The sequence below is a fragment of the Enterococcus haemoperoxidus ATCC BAA-382 genome, assembly GCF_000407165.1.
Classification (GTDB): domain Bacteria; phylum Bacillota; class Bacilli; order Lactobacillales; family Enterococcaceae; genus Enterococcus_L; species Enterococcus_L haemoperoxidus.
In genome coordinates, this window is sequence record NZ_KE136480.1 from 921,243 (window position 1) to 943,506 (window position 22,264).

Annotated in this window: 20 protein-coding genes; 17 read left to right on the top strand and 3 right to left on the bottom strand. The window is 36.3% G+C overall.

Going from position 1 to position 22,264, the window contains the following annotated elements:
* Position 1: 1 nt before the first annotated feature.
* Positions 2-568 (top strand): NADPH-dependent FMN reductase, encoded by a 567-nt coding sequence (locus tag I583_RS14900; RefSeq protein WP_010762240.1) that lies wholly within the window; start codon positions 2-4, stop codon positions 566-568.
* A 23-nt stretch (positions 569-591) separates the two neighbouring features.
* Here the strand turns inward: I583_RS14900 and I583_RS14905 are convergent, their stop codons facing one another.
* Positions 592-1,203, bottom strand: a complete 612-nt coding sequence (locus I583_RS14905) for an alpha/beta hydrolase (protein ID WP_010762241.1) — start codon at positions 1,201-1,203, stop codon at positions 592-594.
* A gap of 40 nt (positions 1,204-1,243) precedes the next feature.
* On the opposite strand from I583_RS14905, the gene I583_RS14910 reads away from it, so the two are divergent.
* Positions 1,244-2,224 carry a VOC family protein gene (locus I583_RS14910; protein ID WP_010762242.1) on the top strand — a complete coding sequence of 327 codons (981 nt, stop codon included), beginning with the start codon at positions 1,244-1,246 and terminating at the stop codon, positions 2,222-2,224.
* A gap of 58 nt (positions 2,225-2,282) precedes the next feature.
* Here I583_RS14910 and I583_RS14915 read toward each other — a convergent pair whose 3' ends face one another.
* Positions 2,283-3,086 (bottom strand): hypothetical protein, encoded by an 804-nt coding sequence (locus I583_RS14915; RefSeq protein ID WP_010762243.1) that lies wholly within the window; start codon positions 3,084-3,086, stop codon positions 2,283-2,285.
* A gap of 189 nt (positions 3,087-3,275) precedes the next feature.
* Between I583_RS14915 and I583_RS14920 the strand changes: the two genes are divergently transcribed.
* From I583_RS14920 to I583_RS14930, 3 genes are all read left to right on the top strand, one after another.
* A complete protein-coding gene (locus tag I583_RS14920; RefSeq protein WP_010762244.1) occupies positions 3,276-3,698 on the top strand; it encodes an Rrf2 family transcriptional regulator in 423 nt (140 codons plus the stop codon).
* 70 nt (positions 3,699-3,768) lie between these two features.
* Complete coding sequence (locus I583_RS14925; RefSeq protein WP_010762245.1) at positions 3,769-4,392, top strand: NAD(P)-dependent oxidoreductase; 624 nt, start codon at positions 3,769-3,771, stop codon at positions 4,390-4,392.
* Between the two features lie 177 nt (positions 4,393-4,569).
* Positions 4,570-5,358, top strand: a complete 789-nt coding sequence (locus tag I583_RS14930; protein ID WP_010762246.1) for a TraX family protein — start codon at positions 4,570-4,572, stop codon at positions 5,356-5,358.
* A 53-nt stretch (positions 5,359-5,411) separates the two neighbouring features.
* Here the strand turns inward: I583_RS14930 and I583_RS14935 are convergent, their stop codons facing one another.
* Positions 5,412-6,587, bottom strand: a complete 1,176-nt coding sequence (locus I583_RS14935) for a hypothetical protein (RefSeq protein WP_010762247.1) — start codon at positions 6,585-6,587, stop codon at positions 5,412-5,414.
* Between the two features lie 181 nt (positions 6,588-6,768).
* Between I583_RS14935 and I583_RS14940 the strand changes: the two genes are divergently transcribed.
* The 12 genes from I583_RS14940 (at position 6,769) to I583_RS14995 (ending at position 22,179) form a co-directional block, all read left to right on the top strand.
* Complete coding sequence (locus tag I583_RS14940; protein WP_010762248.1) at positions 6,769-8,016, top strand: competence/damage-inducible protein A; 1,248 nt, start codon at positions 6,769-6,771, stop codon at positions 8,014-8,016.
* Positions 8,017-8,123: 107 nt separating this feature from the next.
* Positions 8,124-9,173: a recombinase RecA gene (gene recA / locus I583_RS14945; protein WP_010762249.1), complete on the top strand. Its 1,050-nt coding sequence runs from the start codon at positions 8,124-8,126 to the stop codon at positions 9,171-9,173.
* Between the two features lie 258 nt (positions 9,174-9,431).
* Positions 9,432-10,988, top strand: a complete 1,557-nt coding sequence (gene rny / locus I583_RS14950) for a ribonuclease Y (RefSeq protein ID WP_010762250.1) — start codon at positions 9,432-9,434, stop codon at positions 10,986-10,988.
* A 171-nt stretch (positions 10,989-11,159) separates the two neighbouring features.
* The gene (locus I583_RS14955; RefSeq protein ID WP_010762251.1) at positions 11,160-12,812 is read left to right on the top strand and encodes a peptide ABC transporter substrate-binding protein; all 1,653 of its coding nucleotides are present in this window, start codon (positions 11,160-11,162) and stop codon (positions 12,810-12,812) included.
* Between the two features lie 662 nt (positions 12,813-13,474).
* Positions 13,475-14,635: a tyrosine-type recombinase/integrase gene (locus I583_RS14960; RefSeq protein WP_010762252.1), complete on the top strand. Its 1,161-nt coding sequence runs from the start codon at positions 13,475-13,477 to the stop codon at positions 14,633-14,635.
* A 248-nt stretch (positions 14,636-14,883) separates the two neighbouring features.
* Positions 14,884-15,570: a winged helix-turn-helix domain-containing protein gene (locus tag I583_RS14965; protein WP_010762253.1), complete on the top strand. Its 687-nt coding sequence runs from the start codon at positions 14,884-14,886 to the stop codon at positions 15,568-15,570.
* Between the two features lie 44 nt (positions 15,571-15,614).
* Positions 15,615-18,164, top strand: a complete 2,550-nt coding sequence (locus tag I583_RS16350) for a lectin-like domain-containing protein (RefSeq protein WP_010762254.1) — start codon at positions 15,615-15,617, stop codon at positions 18,162-18,164.
* Between the two features lie 18 nt (positions 18,165-18,182).
* Positions 18,183-18,530 (top strand): EF2685/EF0750 family sortase-dependent surface protein, encoded by a 348-nt coding sequence (locus I583_RS14975; protein ID WP_010762255.1) that lies wholly within the window; start codon positions 18,183-18,185, stop codon positions 18,528-18,530.
* A gap of 7 nt (positions 18,531-18,537) precedes the next feature.
* Entirely contained in the window at positions 18,538-19,341 is an 804-nt protein-coding gene (locus I583_RS14980) for a WxL domain-containing protein (protein WP_010762256.1), read from the top strand.
* Between the two features lie 28 nt (positions 19,342-19,369).
* Positions 19,370-20,164 (top strand): WxL domain-containing protein, encoded by a 795-nt coding sequence (locus I583_RS14985; protein WP_010762257.1) that lies wholly within the window; start codon positions 19,370-19,372, stop codon positions 20,162-20,164.
* A gap of 92 nt (positions 20,165-20,256) precedes the next feature.
* Positions 20,257-21,330, top strand: coding sequence for a WxLIP family cell surface protein (locus I583_RS14990; protein ID WP_010762258.1), 1,074 nt, complete (start codon positions 20,257-20,259; stop codon positions 21,328-21,330).
* Between the two features lie 183 nt (positions 21,331-21,513).
* Complete coding sequence (locus tag I583_RS14995; protein WP_010762259.1) at positions 21,514-22,179, top strand: hypothetical protein; 666 nt, start codon at positions 21,514-21,516, stop codon at positions 22,177-22,179.
* Positions 22,180-22,264 lie beyond the last annotated feature (85 nt).

Here is a 22,264-nt window from a genome sequence, read left to right on the forward strand (position 1 = left end):
TATGAAAATCGTTGCAATAATCGGATCCGCTTTTGGTAGTAAATCAAGAGTGGCTGTTAATTATACGGTCAATAAAATAAAAGAAGTGCGCAAAGAGGCTGTTGTGGATGTTATTGATTTTTCAGAAATACAATTTCCTTTCGCTGACGGACGGGAATACCTTCAGCATGAAGGCGAAGTTGGGGCAGCCTTGAAAAAAATCATGGAGGCAGATGGCTTGATCATTGGCACGCCGATTTTCCAAGCATCGATGCCAGGAACATTGAAGAATTTGTTTGATATATTGCCAGTTAACGCTTTCCGAAATAAGGTAGCAGGAATGATCGTCACTGCGGGGTCTGAGAAACATTTTTTGATTCCTGAGCAACAAATCCGTCCTGTACTAAGCTATATGAAAGCTAATTTAGTGCCAAATTATGTGTTTATTACCGATCAAGATATTATTCGCCAAGAAATCAAGAATCCCGATATTGAATTTCGATTGGATCGATTTGTGGATGACTTTTTCTTATTGCTGGATACGTATCAAACAATGATTCAGCAAAAAGAAGTAGCGTATGATTTTTAAAATCATACGCTACTTCTTTTTAATTAAAGAGTTGGTGTTGAGTCATTTATTTCTGCTAACGTTGCTTGAACGTCGTCTAGTTCCTGTGGAGAAAGTTGATGTCCACCGTCTACAAGAAGAAGTTTTACCCAAGTAAATGCTGTTTCGAGTTGGTAAGATAGTTTTAAGACGTCCCCAGCAATGCTTAGCGTGTCTTGGGCACCTGTTGTTAAGATCAGTTTTGTGTCAGCTGAAGCTTGTGTATATTGGTAGATTAAGTTACTTGGATGAAGTAGAATAACTGTATCTGCTATGGTAGGTTGTTGCTCTAAAAGCCCTAAAATAAAATTGGCTCCATTTGAATAGCCGAGAAAGATGATTTCTTCATACTCGTGTGTAACAACCGTTGCCCAATCTTCTGTTAGAAAACTTGAGACCGCTTGATCAAATGCCTCTCTATTTAGTTTCCCGTTTTCTAACGGTGGGAAAAATCGTCTATTTTTATCTGTTCCAATTGAACCTAGATAGCTTAGTAAACTTGCTGCAGGAAACAATTTTGCAACAGTTGTAAGTAACTGATATTCATTTCCACCAGTACCGTGAAAAGCCACAATTAATTGTTTTGAGTCTGCTCCTTTTTGAAAAAAATACTTCATTAAAAAACCTCCGATTATGTAATAGAAAGGAAAATAATCTATGCCTGCACGTATTCATCATATTTCGATTATAAACCGTTATATCGAGCCAACATTTAACTTTTATCATAATATACTTGGATTGAAATTACTATTAAAAACGATCAATCAAGATGACCATAAGATGTATCACTTATTTTTTTCAGATGACCGTCAAAGAGTAGGTACAGAACTGACCTTTTTTGAAATCAGAGAAGGTGTAGAGCAGACATTTGGAACGAATACGATTGAACGAACAGTTTTAAAAGTACCAACGGTGGAATCTCTTGATTTTTGGCAAGTCTATTTGGAAGAAAAGGGGATTTGTCAATATGGGATCGAGCTGTTTAATGGGCGACCGATTCTTCGATTTGAGGCACCAGATAATACGCAACTAGCCTTAACGCCACTAAGATCATTTGAGAACATAGAAGATTATTTTCCCTACGTACAAGAGACTGTTCCAGCTGAACATGCTATTTTAGGCATTGATGCAATTCAGTTGAGAGTTCAATATGCGGACGCTAGTGAAAAAGAATTATTGACCCTAGACTGGCAAGTGAAAGGTCAAACATCATTTTTTACGAGTGATAATCAAGTGACGATATTGGATAATCAAGATGATCGATTTTATCAAGAAGTCCATATTATTCAAGATCGAATAAATCCAATTGCCGAACCAGGGATTGGCGGCGTTCATCATGTTGCGTTCGGGGTACATTCTATTGAACGGTTAAGAGAAGTCGACCAAGCGTTAGAGCAGCGGAATTTTATCAATTCAGGTATTAAAAATAGAGAGTTTTTCCAGTCGCTTTATTATCGTGAACCAAATCAATTACTGTTTGAGGTAGCGACAGAAGAGGGTCATTTATCATCTGAAGTTTATGCAAATCAAAGCCATGATTTTCAAAAAATCCCACTGTATCTTCCAAATTATTTAAATGATCAACGTGAGAAGATCGAACAACTATTGAGCGTCCAAAAACATACTGATAGTAAATGATAGAAAAACTAGGAGCCATGTCTTTTATTGGGTTAAAGACATGGTTCCTAGTTTTTTATTAAACAACTGTCCATTCATTAAGTGTTTTACCGTTGGCATCGACGAGTTCTAGCCAGCTATTTGTTCCGCCAAAATACAAAAACAAGCCCACTTCATTGACACTTTTTAAAATGATATCTTCAGTTGTAACGAAATTTTTCACTTTATCTTGATGATCTTCTCGAATTCTTTGTCCCATTTTTGCGGAAAATCCTAGAGAGCCATCTTTATTAAGTGGCGGTTCTGCCATCATTGTTGCGCCAGCTTTTAGAAGCATTTCATTACGCTTATGCCAAAGTGCGGTGGCTTTGCTTTCCCTAGTATCGATAGAAAATTCAATTTGGCTGACTTCCTTTGTCCACTTGTGACGCGCTTTTGCAGGTTTTGACTTGGCTTTTTTAGGTTCCTCATGATGTTTTAGGTGATAACCAAATGTTTCAAGTACCAAAAGAACTTGGTCTTTATAAGCTGTGACTGTTTTTTCATAACTTGTTGGAATTTTTGTTTCTAGCTCAGGTATAGTAGCAAGTTTGATGTCGTTCTCAATTGCTTCTGTGATGAATTGTTGGACTAAATAGTTTAGCTCGATGTCCCATGATGGAGCGATCGTGATGATTTTATGGAAATCTAATTCGCTTTTGAATGTGCCTACGGAAGATTTTCCTATTGAAGTAATGATGTTATTTTTTAGTAAAATATAAACTACAGGTCGATCTAGTGTGATTGATTCGCTGTTGTCCAATATATTAATAACGTCTTGGTGGTCATTAAATGCAATGGTTGTTTTGTTCTCTGCGATAAGGACAGATAATTTGATTTCCATGTTAAGCTCCTTTAGAAACTAGATTTATAGGTAGTATTTATTTTCTTTATTGAAGTATTACTTATGTTTGATTTTAGCATGAAAATAAAAATAAATCTTTTGACAGAAGTTTATCCATTGACAATTTTAAATAATCGCAGTATGATTTAAATGTAACTTAATTTGTTACTAAGAGTTGGAGTGATAGACATGGCCATGTCGACGAAATTAAGTGTCGCAATCCACATTCTCAGTTTGATTGAGATCGGGCCACCCGATCGTGTCAATTCTGAATTGATTGCATCAAGTGTAAATACTAATCCGGTTGTCGTCAGAAGGTTGATGAGTAAGCTAAAAAAAGCTGGACTTATCCACACAAGCAGAGGCGCAACTCAAACCTATTTGTTGAAAAAACCAGAAGATATTTCTCTGTATGATGTTTATGAAGCGGTCGAGTTAGATCATGAAGTATTCAACATTCATCAAAATCCTAATCCGAACTGCCTTGTTGGAGCGAATATCCAATCTGCTTTAGAAGAACAATATAGTAGAGTGCAGCAAAGTATGGAAGCCGAATTAAAAGAAATTACCTTAGCTGATGTGATTCATCAAATTAAGCAACAAGAGACTTAAACGTGTCTCTTCTCTTTTTAAGAGTAAATGTAACAAAAAAAGTTTCATTATAAGAAAGGAAGAATAAAACATGAAAGTAGCAATTTTAGGAGCAAACGGTAAAGCAGGTTCAGCAATTTTGAAAGAAGCAAAAAAACGAGGACTAGTTGTGACAGCCATCGTTCGTGATGCTGCCAAAATCACAGATGGTACGCCTGTTATCGAAAAAGATGTGTATAATTTAACAACAGAAGATGTGAAGGACTTTGATGTTTTAGTCAGTGCTTTAGGGTTCTGGGGCGACGTTAGTGAATTTTCTGGCTCCACACAACATTTGATCGACATTTTAACGAATCAAACAACACGTTTGTTCGTTGTCGGTGGCGCTGGAAGTTTATTTGTAAATCCAGAACACACTGTACGTTTAAGTGAAACACCAGATTTTCCAGAAGCATTTAAACCATTAGCGACTGCAATGGGTAAAGGGTTAGAGTTGTTAGAAGATGCAAAAAATGTTAATTGGACGTATATTAGCCCAGCTGCAGAATTTGATGCAGAAGGGGTAGAAACTGGTAAATATGTTACGGCTGGCGAAGAGTTAGAAGTTGATAGCGAGGGTAAAAGCTATATCTCATACGCTGATTATGCGATTGCAATGGTAGATGAAATTGAGAAAAATGCACATCCAAACCAACGTTTTAGTGTTCATCAATAGAAAAATATTTGAGGAGTTAAGACAAAGCTGTGAAAGGTTTTGTTTTAACTGCTTTTTTATTTTGAACCGAAATTCCCTGAATGACAAAATTGATAGATTCCTGCAAGATGATTCTAAGGTAAAAAAAGATCCTTTATTTTATAATACGTTAGGTTCATAAGTGAGGAGTGTATAATAATGGATAATTTAACAACAAGTAAGTTTAAGGGGTTTACGACTTTTGATTTAAAAATAATGGGGATCGTTCTGATGTTTATCGATCATATCCATCAAATGTTTGTTCCAATGGGTGCACCGAATTGGTTGGATTGGTTTGGCCGGCCGGTTGCGACACTTTTTTTCTTTGTCAGTGTGGTTGGGTTTAGTCATACAAGAAGCAAGGAAAAATACATGCTGCGTTTGTATTTAGGTATGGTGATCATGACATTGGGAAGCTTTGCTTTACAGAAGATTGTTGGATATGAAGAAGTTCAGCTGATGAATAATATTTTTCGTGACCTTTTAGTCGGAGCAATAATGATGTATGGAATCGATAAAATTTCTGAAGGTCGTTCAAGTAAAAAAATTGTGAAAATTTTAGTAGGGATTGCTATTATACTATTTCCAATTATCTCTTCGGTAATTTTGATGTCGCTTATGTCAAATCCAAGCACGATCATGGCGGCTGTCTGGGGTGCTAATTTTATTCCAGCATTACTGTTTGCAGAAAATAGTGTGATGGTCTTGTTGATTCCGTTGATGTATTTGGCAAAAAATCAGCGTTGGTTGCAATGTGTGCTGATAGCTTCAGTAGCAGTGATGTTCTTTTTCCAAGGGTCAACACAATGGATGATGATTTTTGCCGTGATTCCTATTATGTTGTTTAATGGTGAAAAAGGAAGAGGAATGAAGAATTTCTTTTATTTCTTCTATCCGTTGCATATTTGGATTTTGTATTTGATTTCAGCTTATATGTTTATGCATTGATAGAGAAAAAAATAGGCACTTCCAATCGTAGGAAGGCCTATTTTTTCTATAATTTAATAGCATTTAGAGCAAGGTGTTAGACCGCGTGCTTGTGCCTCTTCTAGTGTTGCAGGAGTGTAGGTTCCATTGCCGCACTTGCGATTATGATATTTTTCTCCCGTCCGAGTAACTAGGACCATTTCTCCAGTTCCTTGTGTATCGGGTGCAGGAGTTTCTGGTGTTTGAGCGGCAGTAGCTTGTGCTTGTTGTTGTTCTGCAGCAGCTTTTTGGGCGTCTTGCTCCGCTTTCTTTTGTGCTTCAGCCACTTTTTTTGCTTCTTCTTTTTGAGCTGTAAGTGTTTGTTTTACACTGTTGGCTCGATTTGTTAATTCAGCATTGCCATTTGGCAGTTCTTTGATTCTCGCGATTGCTTGGTTGTAATGATCGTCTGTCGGTTCTTGTTCGGCTTTCTCTACAGCTTCACGAGCCGAGGCGATTTGTTTTTCTGTCTTTTCTTTTTCAGTAATTTTTTGTTGAACAGTTGTTAAACGCTTTAGTAAAGAGTCTTTATTTAGAGTTGCTTTTGCTACTAAGGCAGTTGCTGAATCGACCTGTTCTTTTGTTTGTTTTGTTTCCGCCAGTTCAACAGCCTCGTAAATCGGTACATTTTCTTTTACGATTGCTAAACGTTTTGTGAAGTCTTCTTTTTCCTTTGTTAATGAAGTGATGCGTGTTGCAGCTTCATCGTAATTTTTTTGCGTAGGCTTACTTTCGGCTAAAACTAAAGCGGTTTCCGCTTTTTTCAGGGTTTCTTGATCTTGTTTTTCTTCATTTAAAAAAGCAACGAAGGCCTTTGATGGTTTGACTTCGATTGTTTCGGCTTTGTCCTTATCACCGATGGAAGCTACAAATGTTAGTTTTTGAGGTTGATTATCTTTTAAGGTAACTTTGTAAGAAAATTCACCGTTTTTTGTTTCGATTTTTTCTCCATCCAGCGTGATTTTACTTTGATCATTCGTTTTTCCTTCAATGATTGCGGTTCCTTGATTGTTTGTTTCTATTGTTTTATCGGTGAGGGCAATATGTGGCGACGATGTAGGTGTTAAAGCTGCACCAATCATTACGGCAAAACTAGCCCCAGTTAAAATTAAAGCCTTCTTTTTCGGTTGTTTTTTGAAAACTGCTTTTAATGAGAGAAATCCTCCAATTACTATACCTAAAAAACTTAATAATCCAATAAGTGCTGTCATTTTGATATGTATCCTCCTTTTTTATCAATATACAAATTGTATCATATTATTATATAAATGATAATTATTTTCCTGTTTTAAACTATAAAGTAAATAAAGCCGTTTCATAGTAACAAAAAAATTTCCTGTGATAAAATGAAATCAGAATCGTTTACGTATCTTATTAGAGAAGAGGAGAAAAATGAAAGCTGAGATCATTGCAGTTGGTACAGAGTTGTTACTAGGACAAGTCGTCAATACAAATGCGACGTTTCTATCAAAAGAATTAGCAGATTTAGGAATCGAGGTGTATTATCATACCGTTGTAGGAGACAATCCGCAGCGTCTAGAGCAATTGTTGGGTGAAGCTGAGGATCGTAGTGATTTGATCGTGTTGTGCGGTGGATTAGGGCCGACAGATGACGATTTGACCAAAGATACTGTGGCTGAACATATCCAACATGCTTTAGTTCAGGATGAGTTGGCACTTACTCGTCTTCATGAATTTTTTGAGTTTTCAAAAAACAAAATGACCGAAAACAATTTAAGGCAGACTTTGATGATCGAAGGAGGAATCGCTGTTCAAAATCCTACAGGGTTGGCAGTGGGAACATTGATCACTGAAAACGAGACGACTTATTTGTTATTACCGGGACCTCCCAATGAGTTGAAGCCTATGTTTCAGCAACATGCTCGTCCATTATTAGAAGAACTTTTTCCACAAGCAGACCAATTGATGTCTAGAGTTCTGAGATTTTATGGGATTGGTGAATCACAATTAGTGACAGAATTAAAAGAATTGATCGACACTCAAACAAACCCGACGATCGCACCATATGCCAAACCAAATGAAGTAACATTACGCTTAACAGCTAAGATTTCGGATGAAACAGAAGGTAAGAAGTTATTAGACAATCTTGAAGCAAAAGTCATGAATAAAGTTGGCGAGTATTTCTATGGATATGGTGATGAGAACAGTTTAGTAAAAGTCACAGTTGAGGCATTAAAGAAAGCTGGGAAAACGGTAACGGCTGCAGAAAGTCTGACAGCAGGCCTTTTTCAAAGTACTTTGGGAGATATATCAGGTGTTTCGAAAGTATTTAAAGGCGGATTCGTCACTTATTCTGCTGAGACAAAAGCACGATTTTTAGATATCGATCCTCTATTGCTTGAAAAGGAAGGGACAGTTAGCGAGGCTTGTGCAATCGCGATGGCCGAACAAGCAAGAAAATTAGCAGATGCAGATTTTGCAGTATCATTTACAGGTGTAGCAGGCCCAGATGAATTAGAAAGGCAACCTGCTGGAACCGTCTGGATTGGTTTAGCAGAAAAAGGTCAGCCGACGATTGCTGTACTCCAGCATTTTAATCGTGATCGAAGTTATATTCGTCAAAGCGCTGTAATGAAAGGATTAGACCTGATTCGAAGAGCAGTTGATAAGAAAAAATAAAAAGGCGAATGTTTGTTCGTTTTTCTCTTGCTTTTTTTAAATAAACCAGTTATGATATATTTATTGAAAAGGAATTTAAATCGTTTATATATAAGGAGGATTATCGATTGGCAGATGATCGTAAAGTGGCCTTAGATGCCGCACTAAAAAAAATCGAAAAGAACTTTGGTAAAGGTTCAGTAATGAAATTAGGGGAAAAGATCGATCAACAAATCTCGACTATTCCTAGTGGTTCACTGGCCTTGGATGTTGCATTGGGTGTCGGCGGATATCCTCGTGGACGGATTGTAGAAGTCTATGGACCAGAAAGTTCTGGTAAGACAACTGTTGCATTGCACGCAATTGCTTCTGTACAACAACAAGGCGGAACAGCTGCATTTATCGATGCAGAGCATGCATTAGATCCTCAATATGCACAAGCATTAGGTGTAAATATCGATGAATTACTTCTTTCACAACCAGATACTGGTGAACAAGGATTAGAAATTGCTGATGCATTAGTTTCCAGTGGTGCGATCGATATCGTTGTTATTGACTCTGTAGCGGCGCTAGTACCTCGTGCAGAGATCGATGGCGAAATGGGTGCAAGTCACGTTGGTTTGCAAGCACGTTTGATGTCACAGGCCTTACGTAAGCTTTCAGGTTCAATCAATAAGACGAAGACGATTGCGATTTTTATTAACCAAATTCGTGAAAAAGTCGGCGTAATGTTCGGTAATCCTGAAACGACACCTGGTGGTCGTGCCTTAAAATTCTATGCAACTGTTCGTTTGGAAGTAAGACGCGCAGAACAATTGAAGCAAGGAACAGATATTATCGGTAACCGTACAAAAATTAAAGTTGTCAAAAACAAAGTAGCACCACCATTTAAAGTCGCTGAAGTAGATATCATGTACGGTCAAGGGATTTCTCAAGAAGGAGAATTACTTGATATGGCTGTCGAAAAAGATATTGTCGATAAGAGCGGAGCTTGGTATAGCTATAAAGAAGAACGTATCGGTCAAGGTCGCGAGAACGTTAAAGTCTATATGACGGAACATCCAGAAATGGTTGAAGAAGTCTCGAAACGTGTTCGTGATGCATTTGGTATTGGTGATGGAACGGCTATCGTTGAGGAAGAACAAGCACAAGAAGAACTTCCACTTGACGAAGAATAATATAGAGTACAAAGTAAACCAATGAGAGCTGTCAAAAGCATTTCATTGGTTTGTTTTTTTGTGTATCGCAAATTCTTTTTCCCATTGAAGACCTTTCAGCGGGAAAGGGCTTTTTTAAGTTGACACACTGGTGTACAAACATTAGAATAAAGTTGTGTGCAAAACACGTATGCAAGTAGGCATATTGATAATTGATTATAGTTTATCAGAAAACTACATGAATATTGAAAAATTGAAGATAGTACGGAGGTGGAAACAATGGTTTTAGGAATTCTCCTCGCTATCATCGGTTTAGTTGTCGGTCTTGGTTTAGGGTTAGTCGTTGCAAAATCACGTCATGAAAAGGCTATAGATGGTGCAAAGTCCTCTGCAGAAGGTATAATTGAAAGTGCCAGTAAAGAAGCAGAGACTCTGAAAAAAGAAGCTTTATTAAAAGCTATGGAAGAAAACCAGAAGTATCGGTCAGAAATTGAAAGTGAGTTGAAAGAAAGCAAAGTAGAACTTAAATCTCAAGAAAATCGTTTATTACAAAGAGAACAAACGTTAGATCGTAAAGATGATTCTCTTGAAAAACGTGAAAACTCACTGGAAGAAAAAGAAGAGAAACTTGGTGCTAGACAGCAATTAATTGATGAGCGAGAAAAAGATGTAGAGAAACTAGTTGAAAAGCAACACCAAGAAATAGAACGTATTGCTTCACTATCTAAAGATGAAGCGAAAGATATTATCATGAAATCAACAGAAGAAGAATTAAGTCATGAATTAACAGTAATGGTTAAAGAGTCCGAACAACGGGCTAAAGAAGAGTCGGATCGGAAAGCCAAAAATTTACTTTCTCTGGCGATTCAACGCTGTGCTGCGGATTCAGTTTCCGAAACAACTGTCTCTGTTGTTAGTTTACCAAACGATGAGATGAAAGGAAGAATCATTGGCCGTGAAGGTCGTAACATTCGTACATTAGAAACCTTAACAGGAATCGACTTGATTATTGATGATACGCCGGAAGCTGTGGTACTTTCAGGATTTGATCCGATTCGTAGAGAAATCGCTCGTATGACTCTTGAAAAATTGATTCAAGATGGACGGATTCACCCAGCTCGTATTGAGGAAATGGTTGAAAAATCTCGTAAAGAAATGGATGAACGTATTCGCGAATACGGTGAACAAGCAGCTTTTGAAGTTGGTGCGCACACATTACATCCAGATTTGATCAAGATTTTAGGTCGTTTACGTTTCCGTACAAGTTATGGTCAAAACGTATTGAACCACTCAATTGAAGTAGCTAAATTAACTGGTGTCTTAGCCGCAGAAATAGGCGAAGATATCCAATTAGCAAAACGTGCCGGATTATTACATGATATCGGTAAAGCGCTGGATCATGAAATCGAGGGCTCGCACGTTGAGATCGGTGCAGAATTAGCTGCTAAATACAAAGAAAATTCAACAGTTATCAATGCTATTGCATCCCATCATGGCGATGTAGAAGCAACCTCTGTTATTTCTGTATTGGTTGCTGCAGCAGATGCGTTATCAGCTGCTAGACCTGGCGCTCGCAGCGAGTCAATGGAAAATTATATTCGACGCTTAGAAAACTTAGAAAATATTTCTAATGGATTTGAAGGAGTTGAATCTAGTTTTGCCGTACAAGCTGGACGTGAAGTTCGCGTAATGGTCAAACCAGATGAAATCACAGATTTAGAAGCTGTTCGCTTAGTTAGAGATATTCGTAAGAAGATCGAAGACGACCTAGATTACCCAGGGCACATTAAAGTGACAGTTATCCGGGAAACTCGTGCAGTAGATTATGCGAAATAAGTAAATATTACTTGGAAAGAAGCAAAGCCGTTAGGTATTTTGCTTCTTTTTTTATTATAATTAGAAAAAATTCAGAATATTTTTACTAAACCAGTTGTAATATTTTAATTATCATAGCCTCGTAAATCTGATATATTCTTTATAGATTTTATTAAAATGGGGGTTTTTTATATGAAATTAAAGAAAATTGCCTTACTAGGCTTGGTTACGGTATCAAGTATTGCCCTAGTTGCTTGCGGCGGAAATTCTAAAAATACTGACAGCGGATCTGGCAGTAATGAAAATGTATTTAGATTCATTGAAAGACAAGAAATGCCAAGTGCGGATCCTTCACTTGCAACAGATGAAGTAAGCTTTGTTGCATTAAACAATGTTTATGAAGGAATTTATCGACTAGATAAAGATAGCAAACCACAACCTGCTGGAGCAGCTGAAATGGCTACAGTTAGCGAAGATGGTTTAACCTACAAAATTAAATTAAGAGAAGATGCGAAATGGACAGATGATAAACCTGTAACAGCGGCAGATTTTGTTTATGGTTGGCAGAGAACAGTTGATCCTGCGACAGGATCAGAATACGCATATATGTTTAACTCTGTAAAAAATGCTGAAAAAATTTCTAAAGGCGAAATGAAAAAAGAAGATCTTGGGATCAAAGCACTTGGTGATTACGAATTAGAAATCACATTAGAAAAAGCTACACCGTACTTTGATTACTTATTAGCTTTCCCATCATTTTTACCGCAAAGACAAGATATTGCTGAGAAATATGGCAAAGACTATACAACAGCGAGTGATAAAGCAGTTTATAATGGACCATTCACGTTAACTGATTTTGATGGACCTGGAACTGATACAAGCTGGTCTTACACGAAAAATGATAAATACTGGGATAAAGATACAGTAAAATTAGATAAAGTTGCAATCGATGTTGTAAAAGAAGCGCCAACGTCATTGAACCTATTCCAAGATGGACAAGCAGATGAAGTTCCATTGTCTGGTGAATTGGCGCAACAAATGAAAAATGAACCAAACTATATTGTGTTAAAAGGTGCGTCAACTTTCTATCTTGAACCAAATCAAAGAGAAGAAAACTCACCCTATCGTAACGTGAATTTACGTAAAGCAATATCATATGCGATCGATCGCAAAGCGTTAGTTGAACAAATTTTGGCAAACGGTTCAGCAGTTCCTACGGGGTTAGTTCCAGAAGGTCTAGCGACTGATCCTAAAACAGATGAAGACTTTGCCAAAGAATCAGGTGACGAAGTTGTTTACGATGTTAATAAAGCCAAAGAATCATGGAAAAAAGCCAAAGATGAATTAGGTGTTTCTACATTATCAGTAGATTTATTGATTGATGATACGGATAATGCGAAGAAAATGGCTGAATATCTTCAAGGTTCATTATCGGATACATTAGACGGATTAAAAGTATCTGTTAGTCCAGTGCCATTCTCTGTTCGTTTAGATCGTTCTAATAAAGGAGACTTCCAAATCTCCGTTAGCGCTTGGGGTGCAGACTATGCGGATCCAAGTAGTTTCTTAGATTTATTTACAACAGGTAATTCTTATAATAGAGGACACTATTCAAATCCTGAATATGATAAATTAGTAGAAAGTGCTGCAACGACGAACGCAAATAATCCTGAAGCGCGTTGGAAAGACATGCTGGATGCAGAAAAAGTATTAATGGATGATATGGGCGTTATCCCGTTGTATCAAAAAGCTGAAGCACATCTTCGCTCTGATAAGGTCAAAGATATTGTCTACCACTCAACTGGTGCAAAATATGACTTTAAATGGGCATATATTGAAGAATAATTAGTCGGAAAATAGAATGTTATTCTGTTGAAAGAGATGAGAGCAACTTATAAAGTTGTTTTCTCATCTCTTTTTTAGTTTATAGTATCTAGGAAATAATGAATAGTAAGAGTTAAACATTGAGGAAATCTAAAAGTGAGTAAGAAAACAACGTGTTTTGATTCGAAAAAGAAAGAAGGAATTGTTAGTTTTACACTATTTATACAGATAAATAACCCGAAATAAAACTGAATCTTCGTTTTATTTCGGGTTATATTGATTCTCATATAAAAAAGGATAAATTTCCCAAAAAAATTCTGGAAATAAATAGTAATGTAATTTATATGCGTTAAAATAGGTACGCAGGGTATAAAATCAGTTTCAAAAATATATTTATTTAAGATATTTTTGATGGAATTTCTTTATTGTTTGACAATATAGAATGAAATATAAATAGAAAATAATTATTTCTATTACATCTACGATTCTAATGTTAAAACGCAAGTAAGTCAATGGGAGGATAAACTTATTATTTTCATTTTTTTTAAAAATATTTTAAAAATTAGAGAATTATTAATAATTATTTGTATTATTTATATGCAAAACACTGATTAAACAGGCTTTAAAGAGGGTTCTAAAAATAAGCCGTCAAAAATACCGTCAAAAACTTGGAGGAAATCAATATGTCGAAAAAAGGAGAAAATATTTATAAACGAAAAGACGGACGTTGGGAAGGACGTTATATTAAAAATCGTACTCCTGACGGGAAAATTCAATACGGCTATGTTTATGGGAAAAAATATACTGAGGTTAAAGAACGTTTGATCGTTTTGAAAGCAAAATATACTGGCAAACAAAATTCACAAAATATTTATTATGGTGATTTCCCAGATTGGCTATTATTCTGGAGAGAAAAATATTTAAAAAAAATGGTAAAACAAACTACATTTTCTGTTTATTCAGGTGTTATCAATAATTACCTTTTAATGTATTTTAATAAAAAAAGATTAACAAAAATAAATTCTATAGATATTCAAGAATTCATTGAGTACTTGGAAAATTTAGACTTGTCTTCAGGATATATAAGGAATATTTTTCATATTTTGAAAATTTGTTTGCGTGAAGCGGAAAAGCAAGGATACATCAATCAGAATCCTTGTTTAGGGATCACATTGCCGAAAACAAAAATAAAACCTGTACATGCGTTAACCATTAAAGAGCAACGTAAGCTTGAGTTGGCGGCATTTCAATCAAAAAGTTGTTCACCTATAATTTTAGCTTTGTATTCAGGAATGAGGATAGGTGAAATAAGTGGATTAAAGTGGAGTGATATTGACTTTGAAACAGAAACAATCCATGTTCAGCGAACGGTTTACAGAATTAGTAAGTCCACAGGTGATAAAATGAAAACGCAACTCGTTGAAGGAACACCAAAAACAGAGAGCTCAAGAAGAATTATTCCACTATCACAAAATTTAAAAAAATATTTATTAGATAAAAAAAAGGAAATGAACTGTGAATATGTTATTGCTGACAAAGGACGAATATCAGAGCCCAGACTGATCAATTATCGTTTTAAACGCTTGCTTTGTATAGCTGGATTAGAGAATATACATTTTCATTCATTGCGCCACACTTTTGCTACTCGTTGCTTGGAAAATGGTGCCGATATTACAAGTTTAAGTCGTTTACTAGGACATACATCAGTGAAAATGACGTTGGATACATATACAGATTCTATGTTGGAAAATAGACGAGCGGCTATTTCCGCAGTTGATTATTTACTATCTTCCTCTTCACAAAACTTTATTGAAAAGCAAAAATTAGAAAAAATCGTAGGGTGATTCCTACGATTTTTTTGTTTTATGCGCCGTCAGTAAAATCGTCAATGGATAGATAAATCAAGTAATATCAGTTTGCATTAGGCTTTATCTATATTGTCAAACAATAAAGATAAAGGAAATAGACTATAGGTATTGTACAGCTAAAAATAGATTTTTGGTAAAAAATAGCTTGGAAATCACTGGTAAAAGAAAAAATCAAGGTAAATATAGGTTAAGAACCCTCAATAGTTGGAAGGAGAGGAACAGATATGTATCACATAGGCTATGTAAAATTAGCAGAAATAAATGAAGAAAAATACATACATTCAATCGAAAAGGAATGTTCGGTTGAAAAAATCGATCAAAATATATCAGCGCAACAGTTAGAAAAGATAGACGGTCTCATCATTTTTATCGAAAACGATGAGACGATTTGTGCTACAAGCGAAATCATTTTAAAAATAAAAGAGCGGTCGAATACGCTTATTTGGATTGTTGCACAAAAAATGAATACTATCAGCAAAGTTGTTTTTCTCCAATTAGGTGCGGATGGAAACTTTGATGATGAGCAATCTCTAGATATCTTTCGTTTAACTATGATCAATGCGTTGAAAAGAAAACGAATAGACCAACAAGAATTATCATCGACAAAAGATGAAGAAACAACATCATTTACTTTAGATAATAGAAACCAAGTTATGAAGATTGCAGGAAAGCCAACTACTCCGCTAACCAATTTAGAGTATAGAACAATACAAGTTCTTGCAGATAACATAGGAAATACTGTAACGTATGCAGAAATTTATGAAGCAGTCTGGCACAAAAAATATACAGACGAAAAATATAAGATCGCTAATGTTATGTTCCATATTAGAGGAAAAATAGAAGAAGATACTTCAAATCCAATCTACATAAAAACGGTACGATCAAGAGGTTATTTACTTTGTAAAACATAAGGAAAAACGTTTTACTTCATTTGGTGAAAGGGGACAACTAAAAAATGAAAAGAAGAACAATAGTATTTGTTTGGATTGTAGCATGTATTTCAGTAATTGGCATTTTTTTTACGATAAAATCATTTTCTCCAATCAAAGCAGCGGAGCAACCAAATGATCAAATCAAAATCGATTCATTTGCTGAAGCGGACTTGGATCAAGCCACTGTAGTCTTAACGATCGGAGATACTAAAAAACAAAATGTAATACTGCAAACAGAAGGAATCCAAGAAGTTGACAAAAAATTAATAAACAGTGGAATTGATTCAGGCTTTGACGGGAAAATTACTGTAGAAGAAACAGAAGCCAAAAATCGTAAAAAGTTACGCATTGAGAATGGCACCAAACCACTGATTTTATCGTTCCCCGTAAAAAAAGAAAAAGCTAGCACACAGGGAAAGATTCGTTTAATGGGAGATGCTGAAGAAAATGTAGCAGAAAAAAGTATTGCCTTTGCTGAAGCATCAAAAGTTAACGAATCCATAGAAACTCAAGATTTAAATACGCCGCCAACGAAACAATCTAGAGCATTGACAAGAGATGCCACAACACCGCCTGTTGATAGCTTACCATTATTAGAAGTTTTTCGAGCACCGATAGGAACAGGGCCGGAATTGATCAATGATGGAAAAGTCCTACGGGTCACAAAAAATACAGGTAGCCAAATTGGTGCGATCTGGTCACAAAAAAAAATAAATCTAAAAAAAGATTTTCACCTTAAATCTTATTTATATCTAGGCAATCAAGGAGCAAAAGCTGGAGATGGGATTACGTTTACCTTGCAAAATGATCCTAGAATGGCGACATCACCGACATCAGTTATTGGTTCTTCTGGAATGGGATTGGGTGCTTATTATGGCGGACGTTCTGGAAATCCATATGTTCAAAGAGGTTTATCAATCGAGTTCGATACTTATTTTAATAATGGCTCAAGTAATCGCATGGACCGAGAAGTTGGTGAGAATGGTAAAAAGGGACACGTTGCCTTTGTTACACCTAGTACACAAAATAATAGCTATACAGGTCAGCATCATAGTTGGATTTTATCACCTGAGTATTTATCTAACGATACATGGCGAACGCTGGATGTATTATGGGATTCTGCCACTCAAACTTTGTCTTATACTCTATCTGGAGTAGGTTCAGATTCGTATAGAATTCCTGATTTAAATGCAAAATTTGGTGGTACAGAAGTTTATTGGGGCTTTACCGGATCGACAGGTGGATCATATGAAGAAAATGCAATAGCTATCACACAACTACCAGGTGACGTCGAGCAAACGGCACAGATAGAAAATCTTACACAAAATAGTCAAGCGCAAGAAACGATAGCTGCTAAAAAAAATGATACGTTAAAACTGAAGGATACGATCGTTTTTGATGGAAACAGCATCATGAGTACAGACGGAACAAAAATGAGGGTCAATTTAGCCGAAGGTTTAAGCTATAAAGCGGACTCTTTGGTATTAGATGGTGTAAAAATACCAGAAAGCTCTATTCAGCAGGTAAACAATCAGTTGATTCTTTCTAACCTTTCATTTTCACGTGCAGATTTTCCGTATGAATTAAGTCTAGAAGCAACAGTCACAAGTAATGAAAGCGATGTTCAATTAAAGTCTACATTTGACTATCTTTCTTCAGCGGATGAAGTGGTCTCCTCATCAAATCCCGTTGTTGCAAATATTCCGTTAGTAAAAGGAACGGTGACAATTCATTATGTCGATGAAAACAAAGTTGACTTGGCAACACCTAAAATAATAAACCAAAAAGTCGGTACATCGTATGATGAAACGCCTATTACAATCGCTGATTACCTATATGATCGAACAGAAGGAAATGCATCTGACACAGTTCAAGAAACCGTACAGGATGTGTACTTCTATTACAAAAAAGCGAAAGCAAACCTGACCGTTCAATTTCTAGACGAATCAGGAGCTGAACTTCACGATGCAATTGTAAAAGAAAAAACGATTGGTGAAAAAATTGATTTGACGAAAGATCAAGATGTAAAAGACGCGATCACGAATGTCTTGGCTAAACGATATTTGCTAGAAAACTCAGGACGTCCCACTAATGAGACGACAGTTCAAATCAGTGCTGATGGAGCGAAAGCCACATACACATTTCAAGGAACCTTATCAATTTACTCAGGACCCACAGAAATTAATTTTGGTAGTCATGAGGTCAGTTGGAAAGGGACAAAAGATGCGAACCCAACGTATGATCAACCCTTGATTATTTGGGATAATCGTAAAACCCTTGATAATTGGAAACTATCCGTCAAGTTAGAAGATGAATTAAGTATGCCAAACAATCCTGAACATGTGCTGAATGGCGTGTTGAGTTATCAAACAGCAACAGACAAAAAAACACTATCTGTCGATGCCCAAGAAGTATTACAAACAAAACACGAAGCATCAGGACAATATAACGTTTCAAACAAAACATGGGGACCTGATAAACAAGGCCTTCGCTTAGATGTACCTTCTGGAGCAGTAAAATTGATTGGTGATTATGAAACAACTTTGATTTGGCGAGTAGAAGAAGCATATTAAATATTGGAGGAAAAATCAATGAAGAGAAACAACCTAATTTATTTCCTATTGACCTCTGTAATCTGCTTCAGTTTTGGGTTAAGTAGTTTTTTGACTGTTGATGCTGAAGAAATAGGACAAGTTCAGACAAATGCAGGTGTTGGTTTTTATGAGGAAAGTACACAAAGTAGCAGTTCAACAGAGACTACAGCCGCAACTACTCAGTCAGATATTTCAAAGAAACCGATAGGCAGATATCCTTCTACAGGTGAACTGGTGAAAAAAAGTGTAGCACTTAGCGGAGTTGTTCTTATTCTTTTTGTTGCCTTATTCATTTTATGGAAACGGAAAAAGAATAATCAAAAGGAAAAGACAAAGGGGGAGTGAATCGTTCATGTTGAAAACCAATAGCGTAATTCTTCAAGCAACCGTTACGATCATGATCCTTTCCTTCATTCAGCCGATAAGTGTGAATGCTGAGTCACTTAGTCATTCAGACAGCGGGAAAGTCAAATTTAGTGGAGAGTATCCTAAAGGTATTGTCGATCCAGAACATCCAAATAAAGGTGTCGATCCAGGTCCTAGTCCTTCGACAGATGGTGCGTTGAGATTCGATTTTGTTCCTCAGTTAAATTTTTGGAACAATGTAATTTCAGAAAAAGATCAAGTATATCATGCAAATGCACAACTGTTTTTAGACGGTACAGGTGCAAGAGGAAATTTTGTCCAACTCTCTGACTATCGGGAAAAAGGCAGCGGCTGGAGTTTACAAGTTCGCCAAGAAACCCAATTGATCAATGCGTCTACAAAAAATAAAGAATTGAAAGGTTCTGTGATTTCATTTGATCAATCATGGACGAATTCAATCAATAGTCCATCATACGCGCCAAATGTCTCAAAAGAAGTGATCCATATCAATAATATTGGAGAGACATATGATTTAGCACAAGCAAAACCAGGGACAGGCGAGGGGACATGGTCGATCATCTTCGGTGCTTCCATCGATAATGGCCAGGGGAAAAAAGACACATTAAGCCCTAGGATCGACCAATCAGGCCAGCCATTTTTAGATTCGGATTTTAATAATCAGCCAATCTATCAAAACAGTGCAGTCTCTTTATTCATACCAGGTAAAACAAAAAAGGACCCAGTCCACTATCAAACGATGTTAACTTGGATATTATCTGAGTTGCCATAAATAAAAAACATTTTGGGAGGAAACAAAAATGAAATTAGCACACAAATTATGCGGAGCAGCGTTATTAACAGCGGTCGGAATCGGACTTGCTTTACCATCAGCAACAAAAGCGGACGGAGGAAATGAAAAAGTTCACTCTTCAACCGGTAAAGTAAAATTCACCCAAGAAGGTACAGGAACAGATACGGTCACACCACCAGAAACGGATGGTCCTGAAATTACAGAACCAACTGGAAATACAGACAATGGTCCATTGAAAGTGATTGCTATTTCACCACTTGATTTTGGAACAAATGAAATCACTTCAGCAACTGCAGGTGGTTGGGAGTATTATGCAAAAATCTTTAAAACAACTGAAAAAGGCAATGAATCAAATGAAGTTGAGATGCCAAACTTTGTTACATTCAAAGACGAACGTGCAGATGATAAACCAAATAAATACACATTAACTGCAAAAGCAACAACCTTCACCAATACAGCTGGGAAAGAATTGAAAGCTGCTACAATAACATACGACAACATCCGTCTAACAACAACAGGTGATGCTGGGCAAATCAATTCAGCAGCAGCTCCGACAACAAAAGTATTAGCGACTGACGGAACAACACCTTCTGAATTTGTAAACCAAGATGCAGATGATAAAGGATTTGGTCGTTTTGATTTAGTCTTCGGTAAAATAGCTGACGGAAATGCAGATAAGTCAATCAAACTCTGGATTCCAGCAGCAAACAATAAATTATCAACAGCAAGTGAATATACATCAACAATCACTTGGACAATTGCAGATACACGCGCTCCTGAGGTTCCAGAAGAAGGCGAATAATCTAAGAATCATAAAATATAAGTAGGTTTGGGACAGACTCATCAGTTTTATTTTTGTGATGAGTCCTGTTCTCTTTGAAAGAAGGCAAGAGAATGAAGAAAAAAGTAAGTATTTGGTTAATAAGCATTATATACATAGCGTTGCCACTTTTTGCCATCCCTAATTGTGTATCGGCAGATGAAAAAAGTGAACAGGCTGCGGCTGGTGGGTTTACTTATAAAGTAATCTATCCGGAGAATCAACATAAAGAAGTGAGCTATTTTGATTTAAGAATGAAGCCAGGGCAAAAACAAACAGCCGTTATCCAAATGAGCAACAATTCGGATAAGGAAATTACAGTTGATGTTAGTTTGAATGCTACTAAAACCAATAGTAATGGTGTGTTAGAGAATGGGCCATCAAGTTTAGAGAAAGATCCCTCTTTAAAATATGACTTCGCTGAAATCGTAAAAGGAAAAGAATCTGTAGTAATTCCGCCAAAGCAGACCGTTGATTACCCTCTAGAAATTACGATGCCTGAAACCACATTTGACGGTGTTATTTCTGGTGGTATTTATATGATCCAAAGAGACCAAGAATCTGAGAAACAAGCAGGCATGATCAAAAATAAATATGCTTATCTAGTGGGAATGTTACTTACGGAAACGGATAAAAAAATCAAACCAGATTTGGAATTGAATAAAGTTTATGCAGATCTAAAGAACTATCGGAATACAATTATTGTTGATTTTTCAAATACCCAACCGGCTTATCTGGATGAGATGGCAGTGGATGTTCAAGTAATGGGCGAAAAGTCTGATGAAGTTCTGTATGAAACAAAGCAAACAAAAATGCGGATGGCCCCTAACTCCAAAATCAATTTTCCTGTATCGATGAATGGCGAAAAAATGGTGCCGGGAAACTATCGTGCACATATTTTGGTGACAGCTAAAACGGGTGAAAAATGGGAGTGGGAAGAAAACTTTACTATTACAAATGAAGAAGCTGATAAATTTAACCAAGAAGATGTTAGTTTGCTTCAGGAAAATCGAATTAATTGGCAATTGATCGTAATGATTATTTTAAGTGTTCTTGTAGTTATTTTGATCATATTTGTTAGTGTTCGCGTCATAAATAAAAAGAAAAATAAGAAGAAAAGAAAAGTGGTTGGACGTAAAAAACGCTGATGTTGAAAAGAATAAGATGGAGCGTAGTAAGACGTTGTTACCATACAATATCTAGCATCAAGAGCTAGCCTTTCGGGAAAAAGATAAAATATGTCTGTGACAAAAAGCGTCACGCCTCTATTTTCTATTTTCCTGTCAAGGCTGACAGAGCTCTTTCAGCTTTTATATTAGGAGGATAGAAGTATGTCATTACTGGATTGGGTATTTATTGGAACATTATCAAGTGCTATCCTCTTTGCACTATTTTCTTTACTAAGCGTTATTTTCCTTTTCAGTACTCGAAATCAAGTTCGGCAGCTAGCGAGAATTAGGACAAAAAACGCACGAAAACGAAAGAAAATCAAACGAGTGTTGAAAAAAACTGAAGCAAAGCGTAAGAAACAAGGTTGGAATCTAGTGGTGTTTATCATGTTAGCTTGCATTATGAGTGGGACAGCATTTTATGCACGTTACTACCAAGCGACAAATTTAGGAGAACGAGATTCAGAGGGAATTGTCCAAGGATACTATTTACTCAATGAAACGAAGAATCAAATCAATATTTTGAATGAAAGTAGTAATCCAGAGAAGGCAGAGAATAATTTACGTGAATTAGCAGCGAAACTATCAAGTTTTGGAATGCGTGGTGCCGATGGCCGATTAACAGCAGAAGGCCAACGATTATTGACTCGCTATTATAATCAAGTCAAAGAATTAGGACTAAATTTGAATAATCAAAGTGTGGAAATGGTGGAAAATACTCAAACACGTGAAACATATATCAACGATTTGCAAAAAGCACAAAAAATCCAATCGAAGATCATTACCTATTTTAAAATCAATGAAAATGCATTGAAACAAAAGAAATAAGCAGATGAAAATAATGACTGAAAAACAAAAGGGAAACAATCAGAACCTCACGAAGAAAAAATGTTCGAAAATACAAAGGTACACG

What these genes read in the sequence shown, in the direction of transcription:
- I583_RS14955 (WP_010762251.1), top strand. Translation starts at nt 11,160, where the DNA reads ATGAAATTAAAGAAAATTGCCTTACTAGGCTTGGTTACGGTATCAAGT.
- I583_RS14915 (WP_010762243.1), bottom strand. Translation starts at nt 3,086, where the DNA reads ATGGAAATCAAATTATCTGTCCTTATCGCAGAGAACAAAACAACCATT.
- I583_RS14900 (WP_010762240.1), top strand. Translation starts at nt 2, where the DNA reads ATGAAAATCGTTGCAATAATCGGATCCGCTTTTGGTAGTAAATCAAGA.
- I583_RS14920 (WP_010762244.1), top strand. Translation starts at nt 3,276, where the DNA reads ATGGCCATGTCGACGAAATTAAGTGTCGCAATCCACATTCTCAGTTTG.
- I583_RS16350 (WP_010762254.1), top strand. Translation starts at nt 15,615, where the DNA reads ATGAAAAGAAGAACAATAGTATTTGTTTGGATTGTAGCATGTATTTCA.
- I583_RS14930 (WP_010762246.1), top strand. Translation starts at nt 4,570, where the DNA reads ATGGATAATTTAACAACAAGTAAGTTTAAGGGGTTTACGACTTTTGAT.
- I583_RS14905 (WP_010762241.1), bottom strand. Translation starts at nt 1,203, where the DNA reads ATGAAGTATTTTTTTCAAAAAGGAGCAGACTCAAAACAATTAATTGTG.
- I583_RS14990 (WP_010762258.1), top strand. Translation starts at nt 20,257, where the DNA reads ATGAAGAAAAAAGTAAGTATTTGGTTAATAAGCATTATATACATAGCG.
- I583_RS14925 (WP_010762245.1), top strand. Translation starts at nt 3,769, where the DNA reads ATGAAAGTAGCAATTTTAGGAGCAAACGGTAAAGCAGGTTCAGCAATT.
- I583_RS14965 (WP_010762253.1), top strand. Translation starts at nt 14,884, where the DNA reads ATGTATCACATAGGCTATGTAAAATTAGCAGAAATAAATGAAGAAAAA.
- rny (WP_010762250.1), top strand. Translation starts at nt 9,432, where the DNA reads ATGGTTTTAGGAATTCTCCTCGCTATCATCGGTTTAGTTGTCGGTCTT.
- I583_RS14960 (WP_010762252.1), top strand. Translation starts at nt 13,475, where the DNA reads ATGTCGAAAAAAGGAGAAAATATTTATAAACGAAAAGACGGACGTTGG.
- I583_RS14975 (WP_010762255.1), top strand. Translation starts at nt 18,183, where the DNA reads ATGAAGAGAAACAACCTAATTTATTTCCTATTGACCTCTGTAATCTGC.
- I583_RS14935 (WP_010762247.1), bottom strand. Translation starts at nt 6,587, where the DNA reads ATGACAGCACTTATTGGATTATTAAGTTTTTTAGGTATAGTAATTGGA.
- I583_RS14940 (WP_010762248.1), top strand. Translation starts at nt 6,769, where the DNA reads ATGAAAGCTGAGATCATTGCAGTTGGTACAGAGTTGTTACTAGGACAA.
- I583_RS14910 (WP_010762242.1), top strand. Translation starts at nt 1,244, where the DNA reads ATGCCTGCACGTATTCATCATATTTCGATTATAAACCGTTATATCGAG.
- I583_RS14985 (WP_010762257.1), top strand. Translation starts at nt 19,370, where the DNA reads ATGAAATTAGCACACAAATTATGCGGAGCAGCGTTATTAACAGCGGTC.
- I583_RS14995 (WP_010762259.1), top strand. Translation starts at nt 21,514, where the DNA reads ATGTCATTACTGGATTGGGTATTTATTGGAACATTATCAAGTGCTATC.
- I583_RS14980 (WP_010762256.1), top strand. Translation starts at nt 18,538, where the DNA reads ATGTTGAAAACCAATAGCGTAATTCTTCAAGCAACCGTTACGATCATG.